Source organism: Enterobacter cloacae complex sp. ECL72, from assembly GCF_019056635.1.
Lineage (GTDB): Bacteria > Pseudomonadota > Gammaproteobacteria > Enterobacterales > Enterobacteriaceae > Enterobacter > Enterobacter hormaechei_C.
In genome coordinates, this window is record NZ_CP077659.1 from 2,131,199 (window position 1) to 2,143,895 (window position 12,697).

The 12,697-nt window shown below is 54.2% G+C and carries 10 protein-coding genes and 2 tRNA genes; 5 read left to right on the forward strand and 7 right to left on the reverse strand.

Annotated features, from left to right (window positions below; genetic code table 11):
- Nucleotides 1-248 precede the first annotated feature (248 nt).
- A complete protein-coding gene (gene hns, locus KTH07_RS10435) occupies nucleotides 249-662 on the forward strand; it encodes a histone-like nucleoid-structuring protein H-NS (RefSeq protein ID WP_003856724.1) in 414 nt (137 codons plus the stop codon).
- Between the two features lie 202 nt (nucleotides 663-864).
- Here the strand turns inward: hns and galU are convergent, their stop codons facing one another.
- The 3 genes from galU to rssA all read right to left on the reverse strand — a co-directional run bounded on the left by galU (nucleotide 865) and on the right by rssA (nucleotide 3,975).
- Nucleotides 865-1,770 (reverse strand): UTP--glucose-1-phosphate uridylyltransferase GalU, encoded by a 906-nt coding sequence (gene galU, locus KTH07_RS10440; RefSeq protein WP_003856723.1) that lies wholly within the window; start codon nucleotides 1,768-1,770, stop codon nucleotides 865-867.
- A 199-nt stretch (nucleotides 1,771-1,969) separates the two neighbouring features.
- Entirely contained in the window at nucleotides 1,970-2,983 is a 1,014-nt protein-coding gene (rssB, locus tag KTH07_RS10445; protein WP_003856721.1) for a two-component system response regulator RssB, read from the reverse strand.
- 89 nt (nucleotides 2,984-3,072) lie between these two features.
- Complete coding sequence (rssA, locus tag KTH07_RS10450; protein WP_023303848.1) at nucleotides 3,073-3,975, reverse strand: patatin-like phospholipase RssA; 903 nt, start codon at nucleotides 3,973-3,975, stop codon at nucleotides 3,073-3,075.
- Nucleotides 3,976-4,088: 113 nt separating this feature from the next.
- Here rssA and KTH07_RS10455 point away from each other — a divergent pair, with 113 nt between their 5' ends.
- The 4 genes from KTH07_RS10455 (at nucleotide 4,089) to KTH07_RS10470 (ending at nucleotide 5,798) form a co-directional block, all read left to right on the forward strand.
- Complete coding sequence (locus KTH07_RS10455) at nucleotides 4,089-4,553, forward strand: YchJ family protein (protein ID WP_023303849.1); 465 nt, start codon at nucleotides 4,089-4,091, stop codon at nucleotides 4,551-4,553.
- A gap of 41 nt (nucleotides 4,554-4,594) precedes the next feature.
- Complete coding sequence (gene purU / locus KTH07_RS10460) at nucleotides 4,595-5,437, forward strand: formyltetrahydrofolate deformylase (protein WP_003856715.1); 843 nt, start codon at nucleotides 4,595-4,597, stop codon at nucleotides 5,435-5,437.
- Nucleotides 5,438-5,594: 157 nt separating this feature from the next.
- A tRNA-Tyr gene (locus KTH07_RS10465) sits at nucleotides 5,595-5,679 on the forward strand.
- Nucleotides 5,680-5,713: 34 nt separating this feature from the next.
- Nucleotides 5,714-5,798, forward strand: a tRNA-Tyr gene (locus KTH07_RS10470).
- 225 nt (nucleotides 5,799-6,023) lie between these two features.
- Here the strand turns inward: KTH07_RS10470 and narI are convergent.
- From narI to KTH07_RS10490, 4 genes are read right to left on the reverse strand one after another with little or no spacing between them, the layout of a single operon-like run.
- A complete protein-coding gene (narI, locus tag KTH07_RS10475; RefSeq protein WP_023303851.1) occupies nucleotides 6,024-6,701 on the reverse strand; it encodes a respiratory nitrate reductase subunit gamma in 678 nt (225 codons plus the stop codon).
- Nucleotides 6,701-7,411 (reverse strand): nitrate reductase molybdenum cofactor assembly chaperone, encoded by a 711-nt coding sequence (narJ, locus tag KTH07_RS10480; RefSeq protein WP_017384242.1) that lies wholly within the window; start codon nucleotides 7,409-7,411, stop codon nucleotides 6,701-6,703. The genes narI and narJ overlap by 1 nt, the downstream gene beginning before the upstream one ends.
- The gene (gene narH, locus KTH07_RS10485; RefSeq protein ID WP_017384243.1) at nucleotides 7,408-8,943 is read right to left on the reverse strand and encodes a nitrate reductase subunit beta; all 1,536 of its coding nucleotides are present in this window, start codon (nucleotides 8,941-8,943) and stop codon (nucleotides 7,408-7,410) included. Before narH ends, narJ begins: the two co-directional genes overlap by 4 nt.
- Nucleotides 8,940-12,683: a nitrate reductase subunit alpha gene (locus KTH07_RS10490; RefSeq protein WP_032619563.1), complete on the reverse strand. Its 3,744-nt coding sequence runs from the start codon at nucleotides 12,681-12,683 to the stop codon at nucleotides 8,940-8,942. The genes narH and KTH07_RS10490 overlap by 4 nt, the downstream gene beginning before the upstream one ends.
- Nucleotides 12,684-12,697: the final 14 nt, after the last annotated feature.

The window sequence follows — 12,697 nt, forward strand, 5'->3', positions numbered from 1 at the left end:
ATCAATCGCAACTATAATTCCTGAGGTAAAAGTCACAAAACATACACGCAAATGACGCGCTTTTGCCGTTTGAAACGATATCTCACAGACCCAACAAACAATGAAATTTAAGTTAGCGTAATTAATAATAGCGTCGTTTATTTTGTATTTTTTGAATTCCTTACATTCCCACCTATTGCACAAGTGAAATTAAGGCTCTATTATTAGGACAACAAACCCAACCCCATTATAAGTTTGAGATTACTACAATGAGCGAAGCACTTAAAATTCTGAACAACATCCGTACTCTTCGTGCGCAGGCAAGAGAATGTACCCTTGAGACGCTTGAAGAAATGCTCGAAAAATTAGAAGTTGTAGTTAACGAACGTCGTGAAGAAGAAAGCGCTGCTGCGGCTGAAATCGAAGAACGTACACGTAAACTGCAACAGTATCGTGAAATGCTGATTGCCGATGGTATCGATCCAAACGAATTGCTGAACAGCATGGCTGCGGCTAAAACCGGTACCAAAGCAAAACGCGCGGCACGTCCTGCTAAATATAGCTACATCGATGAGAACGGCGAAGAGAAAACCTGGACCGGCCAGGGCCGTACTCCTGCTGTAATCAAGAAAGCAATGGACGAACAAGGTAAACAACTGGATGACTTCCTGATCAAGGATTAATCTGGAAAGATTCTGAAAAATCCCGCTTAATGCGGGATTTTTTATGCCTGTAATATTTGCCCGAACATCTCCTTACATTCTGTCATATTGTGAGGCTCCCTATTTAACGTCCTTGACAATCCTCCGCCAATTACGGAGCGACAGGCATAAAAAAACCGGTGGGCATCGCTCCACCGGTCTTGTTCACTGGGCTGTGAGTTTATTACTTAATACCCACGCTACCTTTGAGCCAGGCTTTAAATTCTTCACCCAGGCTGTTATGGCGAATACCATATTCGACGAATGCCTGCATATAACCGAGCTTATTCCCGCAGTCATGGCTCTTACCTTTCATATGGTAGGCTTCCACGGTCTCTTTCTCGATCAGCATATCGATAGCATCCGTCAGCTGGATTTCATCGCCCGCACCCGGAGGCGTTTTCGCCAGCAGAGCCCAAATTTCAGCGCTCAGTACGTAACGACCAACGACAGCAAGGTTAGACGGCGCGACGTCCGCTTTAGGTTTTTCAACAACGCCAACCATCGGTACGCTTTCGCCAGGTTGCAGGTCAACGCCTTTGCAGTCAACCACGCCGTAAGCGGTCACGTCGTCGACTGGCTCAACCATAATCTGGCTGCTGCCGGTTTCGTCGAAGCGTTTAATCATTTCCGCCAGGTTTTCCTGGGAAAGATCGGACTCGTACTCATCAAGAATCACGTCAGGCAGAATAACCGCGACCGGCTCATCACCCACTACCGGGTGTGCACACAATACTGCGTGCCCCAGGCCTTTCGCCAGGCCCTGACGAACCTGCATAATGGTAACGTGTGGAGGGCAAATAGACTGCACTTCCTCCAGCAACTGGCGCTTAACGCGTTTTTCCAGCATTGCTTCGAGTTCGAAACTGGTATCGAAATGGTTTTCGATAGAGTTTTTAGATGAATGCGTCACCAGCACAATTTCGGTGATACCTGCTGCAATACATTCATTCACGACATACTGGATTAATGGCTTATCAACCAGAGGCAGCATCTCTTTTGGGATTGCCTTCGTCGCTGGCAACATCCTGGTACCCAATCCCGCCACCGGGATAACGGCCTTTCTGACTTTCGAATTAAGGGCAGCCATTGAAACTCTCCTGAACTGTTCAAGTTTTGAACTTTTATGCATTGAATAACGCGTTGAGTATACAGTCTCAGCCACTAATACGGGTCTGAAAAGAACGCGTTGCCGATCAATTAAGACAAATACGCATGAAACTTGCAGCGATAGTAGCACTGCCAGCAAAAAAACAGGTAAAGCAATCTGAAAAATAAAATCTGACTGCTTACTCCGTGGACAACATTAAGCGTAACCGCCCTCCGGCACCCCAAATTTGGCACTGCCAGGAGGTGCAGCGATGGCTAATTTGATTAAGGTAAGTATTTCCCAGCGTACCCAACGGCACGCCGTTGCTCACCTGAATATGGTGTTCGCCAGTATTCAGCGTGGCATTTAAACCCGCAGAGACCAGAATAAGGTTATTCAACCCGCTGTGATAATAGCCAACCAGAAGCGGGAACTGCCCCGGCAAATTGGCCTGGCGAAAAAGTTGGTTGACCTGTTTTAGTAAACTGCCTAACTCAGGAAGTCGTTGCCCCTGATGGGATAATTGTTCCTGTAGCAATCCATTAAACAGCGCACGGAGTAATAAGGCCGCCAGAACGCCGTTATCTCCCGCCCGGGTAACATCCAGGCAATAAAAAGCGAGGTCAGAATCTGATAACGGCGCAATATCCAGCACCAGCCCAGGCTGGTCAGCCGCTACCAGCTGGCGATAATTTACTCTGCAATGAGAGATATTTTGCTGCACCGGCGGCTGAAGTTCCTGAAGCAGCTTCGCGGCCGCGAGCGGATTACTGACTAAAGCATCCCAGTCCTGGAAAAGACGTTCTTCTTCTTCCACCCGGGAATTAAACATATTGGGATACAGGCAGGCCAACACCGTTTCACGCAGACGGTTCAAATCTTTAACCGGTTTGAGCAGAATATCCTGCACACCTAAACGCAACGCCTTAGCAATATCCGCCATATTTTCGGTTGCCGAGATCACCAGTATCGGTGTCTGATAACCTTCATTACGCAGGTTTTCCACCAGCATTAATCCGTCCATGCGCGGCATTTCAAGGTCGCAGATCATCAGATCAGGCGCCATGCTGGCCATTTTTTCCAGTGCCTCGACGCCATCTTCGGCAAGGGACGTGGTTGCACCCAGTGAGGATAACCACGAATCCAGTAGCGATCGGAAAACGGGCTCGTCTTCTACTATCAAAATATGTTTTCCGGCCAATGGCTGTGTCATGGTTCCTCCCCTGGCTGACAGTTACTCAATAGTGGCATGCTATTGGTACTATCGCCTGTCAGATTTTGCTGAAGTAATCAAAAAAGTGCTCAACGTGCTGTACGCACAAAAGGCAACAGTTCATCTATTTTCTTTTCGACGGCTAACGAGCCCGCTGCTATGGCGGCCTCAGCCCGGTGGAAATCAAGGGTAGAGATTTGTGGACAATAGGGTTGAATAAGAATATCCGGAGGATCGCCAGCCATACGGTTTCGCTTCAGGCGATTCTCAAGGATTTGAATAGAGGTCGTCATGATTTCAATGGCGTTCGGCGCGGTCACCGCGCGACGGGCGGTCAGGCGCCCTATTCTGCCGCGTAATCGCGCATGCCAGGCAAGTTTCTCTTCTTCCGTGTCATCGCTCTGAAGATTAACCGGCATCAAATCCTGCTGCATAAGGTGTGCGTCGTGCTGTAAATCCACGGCAATAACGATATCCGCCCCCATGGCGCGCGTCAGAGAGACAGGGACAGGATTCACTACGCCCCCATCAACGAGCCAGTAGCCGTTGTGAGGCACAGGCGCCATTAACCCCGGCATGCTACAGGATGCACGAACGGCGAGATGTATATCCCCTTCAGTGAGCCATAACTCCCTGCCCGTACTGAGGTTGGTTGCAACGGCCCCGAAAGGCATTTGGCAGTGGCTGAAGTCAGCGAGGGGCATTATCTTACGAAACTGATTGAACACGCGTTCGCCGCGCAGCAGGCCGCCACGCTGCCAGGAGAGATCCATCAGGCGCAGCACATCCCAGTAACTGAAGGAGCGCACCCAGCTTTCAAGCTCCGGAAGCTTACCGCAGGCGTACGCGGATCCGACCAGCGACCCGATAGAACATCCTGCGACAATATCAACGTCAATCCCCATCTGGTTTAAGGTATTGATAACGCCAATATGTGACCAACCCCGGGCTGCACCTGAGCCCAACGCCAGTCCAATTTTTACCTTTCTCATTAGCCCTGTTTTACTTCCCCTGGATTCCCGACATAGCGTCAACGCACCTGCTCAGTTAACATATTGCTACCTTAAGCGTTTAACGCCTTATTTTTTGTTCCAGGAAGAGAATCGTGTCTCAACTCTGCCCCTGTGGTAGCGCTCTGGAGTATAGCCTATGTTGCCAGCGATATCTTTCTGGCGAGCAGGTTGCACCAGACCCGTCACACCTTATGCGCTCGCGGTATACTGCTTTTGTGATCAAAAACGCAGACTACCTGATTAAAACCTGGCATCCGTCCTGCCATGCTGCCGATTTTCGCCAAGAGATTGAAGCCGGATTTGCCAACACCGTCTGGCTGGGCCTCACCGTCTTTGAAGCCGCTCCCGGCCGCGATGCCAACGAGGGCTATGTCAGTTTTGTCGCCCGCTTTAGCGAACAAAACAAACCCGGCGCCATCATTGAACGCTCACGGTTCTTAAAGGACAGCGGGCAATGGTATTATATTGACGGCACACGTCCGCAATTCGGTCGTAACGATCCCTGCCCCTGTGGTTCAGGAAAAAAATTTAAAAAGTGTTGCGGCAGTAATGCCTGACAACTCAGACTTCGCAAATACATAAACAGGATTTCCCGGCGATGCAATCATTACAACGTAAAGTTCTGCGCACTATCTGTCCCGATCAAAAAGGGCTGATCGCACGAATTACCAACATTTGCTACAAGCATGAACTGAATATCGTGCAGAACAACGAGTTCGTTGACCACCGTACCGGTCGCTTCTTTATGCGTACCGAACTGGAAGGCATTTTCAACGACACAACCCTGCTTGCCGATCTGGACAGCGCCCTGCCGGAAGGCTCGGTGCGTGAGCTTAACCCGGCGGGCCGTCGCCGCATTGTCATTCTGGTCACCAAAGAGGCGCACTGCCTGGGCGATCTGCTGATGAAAGCCAACTACGGTGGCCTGGACGTCGAAATTGCCGCCGTCATTGGCAACCACGAGACGCTGCGTACGCTGGTTGAACGTTTCGACATTCCGTTTGAACTGGTCAGTCACGAAGGCCATACCCGTGAAGAGCACGACAACCTGATGGCTGCTGCGATTGAAGCGCATAACCCGGACTACGTGGTGCTGGCGAAATATATGCGCGTGCTAACGCCATCCTTCGTGGCGCGCTTCCCGAACAAGATTATCAACATCCACCACTCCTTCCTGCCCGCCTTTATTGGCGCGCGTCCGTATCACCAGGCATACGAGCGTGGGGTGAAGATCATTGGCGCAACCGCGCACTACGTGAATGACAATCTGGACGAAGGCCCAATCATCATGCAGGACGTAATTCACGTGGATCACACCTACACGGCAGAAGATATGATGCGTGCTGGCCGTGACGTTGAGAAGAACGTACTGAGCCGTGCGCTGTATCAGGTACTTGCCCAGCGCGTCTTTGTGTACGGCAACAGAACGATTATTCTTTAATCCTTCGGAAAATGAATTGATTAGCTTTACGCCTTTACGGATAAAAAGCAGGCAAACAGCTTCATTTCCCTAAAGGAATGCTTTACAGGGGCGTCTCATTTGATATGATGCGCCCCGCTTCCAACAGGAAGCAGGCCAGTTAAAAGCATTACCCCGTGGTGGGGTTCCCGAGCGGCCAAAGGGAGCAGACTGTAAATCTGCCGTCATCGACTTCGAAGGTTCGAATCCTTCCCCCACCACCATCTCCAGCTTTACCTCAAAATATGAATTACCCCTGGTGGGGTTCCCGAGCGGCCAAAGGGAGCAGACTGTAAATCTGCCGTCATCGACTTCGAAGGTTCGAATCCTTCCCCCACCACCATCACTTCCAGATTCTTAAGCACTCATTCAAGCACAATGCACCATATTTCTCGATGCCGGGAGTAATCCTTCCCTGCCTGTTTTCCACGGTGGCGCTTCGCTTACCGGGGCTACAAATAGGGTCTGTAGGCCGGGTAAGGCGCAGCCGCCACCCGGCATCCGCACGCCCCGCTGGATCGGGGACAAAAAAAACCCCGCAAATGCGGGGTTGTATTAATACAGCGAATCAGCGACGAGCACGCACAATCTGATATTTGCGCGTCAGGTACTCCACCGGCGCACTCCAGATGTGCACCAGGCGAGAGAACGGGAACAGCACAAACAGGGTCATACCCAGCACCAGGTGAACGCGGAAGATAAACGCCACGCCGTCCAGATGCTCAGAAGCGCCCCCGCGGAAGGTCACGACAGACTGCGCCCATCCCACCAGCTTCATCATTTCGCTGCCGTCCATATGCTGCGCAGAGAACGGAATGGTCAGCAGACCAAGCGCACACTGCACCATCAGCAGGGAGAGGATCAGGATGTCCGCTCCGGTCGTGGTAGCCCGCACGCGTGGGTTGAACAGACGGCGTTTCAGCAGCAACAGACCACCCACCAGGGTCATCACGCCGCAGGCGCCGCCGGCAATCATCGCCATCTTCTGCTTCACGTCAATCGGCAGCCACGCTTCGTACATCCAGTGCGGGGTCAGCATCCCCAGGAAGTGACCGGCGAAAATCCCCAAAATCCCGATGTGGAACAGGTTTGACGCCAGGTTCATCCCTTTACGATCCAGCATCTGGCTGGAGGCAGCACGCCAGGTGTACTGGCCATAGTCATAACGCAGCCAGCTTCCCACCAGGAATACGGTGCCCGCGATATACGGGTAAATGTCAAAGAAGAACATATTCAGGAAGTGCATTAGTGCTGTCCTCCGTTAGAGATATTCAAATATTGCGGAGCCACCGCTCCGGCAAAACGACGCTGATGCGCGGAGATTTCAGATTCGCCACAGCTCTGGTCAGCAAAGAATTTCACCTGCTCCTCTTCCCAGACGGCATCCAGTGCTTGTGGGGTATCGTCACGGGCTTCATCCGCGATTTTTTCCGCCACTTTTTGACTGTCAACCGAGGCGTTAGCCAGTTTCACCAGCAGATCGAACAGGACTGCATAGCTGCTCTCACGTTGCTGGAGACGCGCGCCGAGCAACGCCAGAATGGGAGCAATGTCCTGCAACCCGCCCAGCGCTTCCTCTTTCGGCAACTGCGCCAGATATTCCAGATACAGCGGCAGGTGATCCGGCAGCTCGCGGCTGTCGAGTTGCAAACCGTGCTGCTCGTACTGGCCCATCAGATCCACCATCGCCTGACCACGGTCGCGGGATTCACCGTGAACGTGTTCGAACAGCAGCAGAGACGTGGCACGGCCCCGGTCAAACAGCTGGCTGTAGTCCGCCTGCGCATCAAGAAGATCGCGTGCCAGCAGATCGCGGAGGAAAACGCCCAGCTTCTGGGCATCCTCTTTATCCAGGTTTTCAGATGACGCGAGTGCATCAAAGAGTTCCTGTTGATGCTGCACAAGCGCAGCATCAGGGTACTCGAGCAGACGCGAAACAATGACGAGTTCAATCATTGGTGCGGCTCCGTTTTGCTGGTCACATCCATCGCGTCAATGCGGCGGCTGTTGAACAGGTTGAATTTGCTGTCTGACCCGTGGCAACCGTCGCCAAAGGTAAAGCCACACCCACTTTTCTCCGGGAAGGCCTCGCGAGCCAGTTCACGGTGGCTGCTCGGCACCACGAAACGATCTTCGTAGTTAGCGATTGCCAGATAGCGGTACATCTCCTGCGCCTGCGCTTCGGTCAGACCAACCTCCTCCAGCGCGCGGGTATCGTTAACGCCGTCAACGGTTTCGGCACGTTTGAAGTGACGCATCGCCAGCATACGTTTCAGCGCGAGCAGTACCGGCTGGGTATCCCCTGCGGTGAGCAGGTTGGCCAGATACTGAACCGGGATACGCAGGCTTTCCACGTCCGGCAGAATGCCGTTGCTGCCCAGTTCACCCGCGTCCGCCGCAGACTGAATCGGAGACAGTGGCGGCACGTACCAGACCATCGGCAGCGTGCGGTATTCCGGGTGCAGCGGCAGGGCCAGCTTCCAGTCCATCGCCATTTTGTACACCGGGGACTGCTGTGCGGCGTCAATCACGCTCTGCGGAATACCGTCTTTCAGCGCCTGCTCAATAACCTTCGGATCGTTTGGATCGAGGAAGACGTCCAGCTGACGCTGATACAGATCTTTCTCGTTCTCGGTGCTTGCGGCATTTTCAATCGCGTCCGCGTCGTACAGCAGCACGCCGAGGTAGCGGATACGACCTACGCAGCTTTCTGAGCAGACTGTCGGCATACCGGCTTCGATACGCGGGTAGCAGAAGATGCACTTCTCAGACTTACCGCTCTTCCAGTTGAAGTAGATTTTTTTGTACGGGCAGCCGGTGATGCACATACGCCAGCCGCGGCACTTGTCCTGGTCGATCAGCACAATGCCATCTTCTTCACGCTTGTAGATGGCGCCGCTTGGGCAGGTCGCCACACACGCCGGGTTAAGGCAGTGTTCGCACAGGCGCGGCAGGTACATCATGAAGGTGTTTTCGAACTGGCCGTACATCGCCTTCTGCATGTTCTCGAAGTTCTGGTCTTTGGCGCGTTTTTCAAACTCGCCGCCCAGAATCTCTTCCCAGTTTGGACCGCTGGTAATTTTGTCCATGCGCTGGCCGGTGATCAGCGAGCGAGGACGGGCGATCGGCTGGTGTTTGCTTTCCGGCGCGTTGTGCAGATTCTGGTAGTCGTAATCAAACGGCTCGTAGTAATCATCAATGCCCGGCAGATGCGGGTTAGCGAAGATTTTTCCCAGCAACATGGCACGGTTACCCATGCGCGGTTGCAGTTTGCCGTTGATTTTACGGATCCAGCCGCCCTTCCACTTCTCCTGGTTTTCCCAGTCGGTCGGGAAGCCGGTGCCCGGCTTACTTTCCACGTTGTTGAACCAGGCGTACTCCATACCTTCACGGCTGGTCCAGACGTTTTTACAGGTGACTGAGCAGGTATGACAGCCGATGCATTTATCCAGATTCAGCACCATGCCGACTTGTGAACGAATTTTCATTTTACGCTCTCCTGTACCTGGTCATTACCTTCGCCATCTAACCAGTTAATATTCTTCATCTTACGTACCACCACGAACTCATCGCGGTTCGATCCTACGGTGCCGTAGTAGTTAAAGCCGTAGGCCAGCTGGGCATAACCACCGATCATGTGGGTCGGCTTCGGCGTAATACGGGTCACGGAGTTGTGAATACCGCCGCGCTGCTCGGTGATCTCAGACCCCGGCAGGTTAACGATACGTTCCTGCGCGTGGTACATCATGGTCATCCCGGCCGGTACACGCTGGCTCACCACCGCACGTGCCGTCAGGGCGCCGTTGCTGTTGAACACTTCGATCCAGTCGTTATCTTCGATACCCAGATCTTTGGCGTCCGCTTCGCTCATCCAGACGATTGGCCCCCCGCGCGACAGCGTCAGCATCAGCAGGTTGTCGCTGTAGGTGGAGTGGATACCCCACTTCTGGTGCGGCGTCAGGAAGTTCAGCGCCTTCTCAGGGTTACCGTTCGATTTCGCGCCCATCACCGCTTTCACGGAGCGGGTGTCGATTGGCGGACGGTAAACCAGCAGGCTTTCACCGAAGTCACGCATCCACTGGTGATCCTGATACAGAGACTGACGGCCAGAAAGCGTGCGCCATGGGATCAGCTCGTGAACGTTGGTGTATCCGGCGTTATAGGACACATGTTCATCTTCGAGGCCAGACCAGGTCGGGCTGGAGATAATCTTGCGCGGCTGGGCCTGAATATCGCGGAAGCGGATTTTCTCTTCCTCTTTATTCTTCGCCAGGTGCGTGTGGTCACGACCGGTAAACTCGCTCAGGGCCGCCCAGGCTTTCACCGCCACGTGGCCGTTGGTTTCCGGGGCCAGGGTCAGGATCATCTCTGCCGCATCAATTGCCGTGTTCAGCATCGGCTGGCCTTTCGCCGGGCCGTCTGCTTTGGTGTAATTGAGCTTGCGCAGCAGAACCATTTCGCTCTGGGTGTTCCAGGCGATGCCTTTACCGCCGTTACCGATCTTCTCCATCAGCGGGCCGATAGAGGTAAAGCGTTCGTAAGTTGCCGGGTAATCACGTTCAACCGGAATAATGTGCGGCGCGGTTACGCCCGGGATCAGATCGCACTCGCCTTTTTTCCAGTCCTTCACGTCCAGCGGCTGAGCCAGTTCGGCAGCGGAGTCGTGCTGGATTGGCAGCGTCACCACGTCGGTCTCTTTGCCCAGGTGCCCTACACAGACTTCAGAGAATTTCTTCGCGATGTCTTTGTAGATTTCCCAGTCGCTTTTTGATTCCCATGCCGGGTCAACGGCCGCAGACAGCGGATGAATAAACGGATGCATATCCGACGTATTCATATCGTCTTTTTCGTACCAGGTGGCAGTAGGCAGCACGATGTCGGAGTACAGGCAGGTACTGGACAGACGGAAGTCCAGCGTCACCACCAGATCCAACTTGCCGTCGAGACCGTTGTCTTTCCACTCCACCTCTTCCGGCTTTACGCCGCCCTGCTTGCCGAGATCTTTACCCTGAATACCGTTTTCGGTACCGAGCAGGTATTTCAGCATGTACTCGTGGCCTTTACCGGAAGAACCCAGCAGGTTAGAGCGCCAGATGAACAGGTTACGCGGATGGTTTTTACCGTTCTCCGGCTGTTCTGCCGCGAAGCGGATTGAGCCGTCTTTGAGGGATTTAACGGTGTAGTCCACCGGTGACATGTCCGCTTTCTTCGCCGCTTCCGCAATACGCAGCGGGTTCGTACCCAGCTGCGGCGCAGACGGCAGCCAGCCCATACGCTCAGCGCGCACGTTGAAGTCAATCAGGTGGCCGCTGTAGCGGGATTTATCCGCCATCGGCGACAGCAGTTCCTGGGCGGTAACCGTCTCGTAGCGCCACTGGCTGGAGTGGTTATAGAAGTAGGAGGTGCTGTTCATGTGACGAGCCGGACGCTGCCAGTCAAGGGCAAACGCCAGCGGTTGCCAGCCGGTCTGCGGACGCAGTTTTTCCTGGCCCACGTAGTGCGCCCAGCCGCCGCCGCTCTGCCCGACGCAGCCGCAGAAGATCAGCATGTTGATCAGGCCGCGATAGTTCATATCGAGGTGATACCAGTGGTTCAGACCGGCACCGACGATGATCATGGAGCGACCGTGGGTTTTGTCGGCGTTTTCCGCAAATTCGCGGGCGATACGTGTGATCTGGGCGCGTGGCACACCGGTGATCTGCTCCGCCCAGGCTGGGGTATAAGCCTTCACGTCATCATAGCTGGTCGCGCAGTTTTCGTCGTTCAGGCCGCGCTCCAGGCCGTAGTTCGCCATGGTCAGATCGTAGACGGTAGTGACCAGAGCAGTAGAACCGTCCGCCAGTTGCAGGCGCTTCACCGGCAGCTTGTGCATCAGAACGTTTTGCAACTCAACCTTGTTGAAGTGCTCGGAACCTTCACCACCAAAGTACGGGAAGCCGACATCGGCGATCTCATCCTGGCTGCCCAGCATGCTGAGACGCAGCTCCGTCTCTTCACCCGTGGTGCCGTTACGCTGCTCCAGGTTCCATTTGCCTTTTTCGCCCCAGCGGAAGCCGATAGAACCGTTTGGCGCCACCAGCTCGCCGTTGCTGTTGCAGGCGACCGTTTTCCACTCCGGGTTGTTTTCCTGACCCAGCGCATCCACCAGATCCGCGGCACGCAGCATACGGCCTGCGGCGTAATAGCCGTCACGCTCTTCGAGCATCACCAGCATTGGCATGTCGGTATAGCGACGCACGTAATCGGTGAAATACTGGCTTGGCTTGTCGAGGTGGAATTCACGCAGCATGACGTGGCCCATCGCCAGCGCCATTGCGGCATCGGTACCCTGTTTCGGCGCCAGCCACAGGTCGCACAGTTTGGCGATTTCGGCGTAGTCCGGGGTCACGGCGACGGTTTTGGTCCCTTTGTAACGTACTTCGGTAAAGAAGTGCGCATCCGGGGTACGGGTCTGCGGAACGTTAGAGCCCCAGGCGATGATATAGCTGGAGTTGTACCAGTCAGCGGACTCCGGCACGTCGGTCTGCTCGCCCCAGGTCTGAGGCGACGCTGGCGGCAGGTCGCAGTACCAGTCGTAGAAGCTCAGGCAGGTACCGCCGATGAGTGACAGGTAGCGCGCGCCGGAGGCGTAAGAGACCATCGACATCGCCGGGATTGGCGAGAAGCCTGCCACACGGTCAGGACCGTAGGTTTTCACGGTGTAGACGTTAGAAGCCGCAATCAGCTCGTTCACCTCTTTCCAGGAAGAACGAACGAAACCACCGCGACCACGCGCCTGTTTGAAGCTTTTCGCTTTGTCGGCATCTTCAATAATGGAGGCCCAGGCATCAACCGGATCGCTGTGCTGCACTTTCGCTTCACGCCACATTTTCATCAGGCGTTTACGCATCAGCGGGTATTTCAGACGGTTGGCGCTGTAGAGATACCAGGAGTAGCTGGCCCCACGCGGGCAGCCGCGCGGCTCGTGGTTCGGCATATCCGGACGGGTACGCGGATAATCGGTCTGCTGCATTTCCCAGGTCACCAGACCGTTTTTAACGAAAATCTTCCAGCTACATGAGCCAGTGCAGTTTACGCCGTGGGTAGAACGGACAACTTTGTCATGCTGCCAGCGTTGACGGTAACCGTCTTCCCAGTCCCGGTTGGTATCCAGAACCTGGCCGTGCCCATCGGCAAAAGTTTCACCCTTCTGTTTGAAGTAGCGAAACCGGTCCAAAAATTTGCTCATCGGGTATCTCCTGT

Coding starts and splice junctions, on each gene's coding strand:
- galU (WP_003856723.1), bottom strand. CDS start 1,770: ATGGCTGCCCTTAATTCGAAAGTCAGAAAGGCCGTTATCCCGGTGGCG.
- rssB (WP_003856721.1), bottom strand. CDS start 2,983: ATGACACAGCCATTGGCCGGAAAACATATTTTGATAGTAGAAGACGAG.
- rssA (WP_023303848.1), bottom strand. CDS start 3,975: ATGAGAAAGGTAAAAATTGGACTGGCGTTGGGCTCAGGTGCAGCCCGG.
- narH (WP_017384243.1), bottom strand. CDS start 8,943: ATGAAAATTCGTTCACAAGTCGGCATGGTGCTGAATCTGGATAAATGC.
- narJ (WP_017384242.1), bottom strand. CDS start 7,411: ATGATTGAACTCGTCATTGTTTCGCGTCTGCTCGAGTACCCTGATGCT.
- KTH07_RS10490 (WP_032619563.1), bottom strand. CDS start 12,683: ATGAGCAAATTTTTGGACCGGTTTCGCTACTTCAAACAGAAGGGTGAA.
- narI (WP_023303851.1), bottom strand. CDS start 6,701: ATGCACTTCCTGAATATGTTCTTCTTTGACATTTACCCGTATATCGCG.
- hns (WP_003856724.1), top strand. CDS start 249: ATGAGCGAAGCACTTAAAATTCTGAACAACATCCGTACTCTTCGTGCG.
- purU (WP_003856715.1), top strand. CDS start 4,595: ATGCAATCATTACAACGTAAAGTTCTGCGCACTATCTGTCCCGATCAA.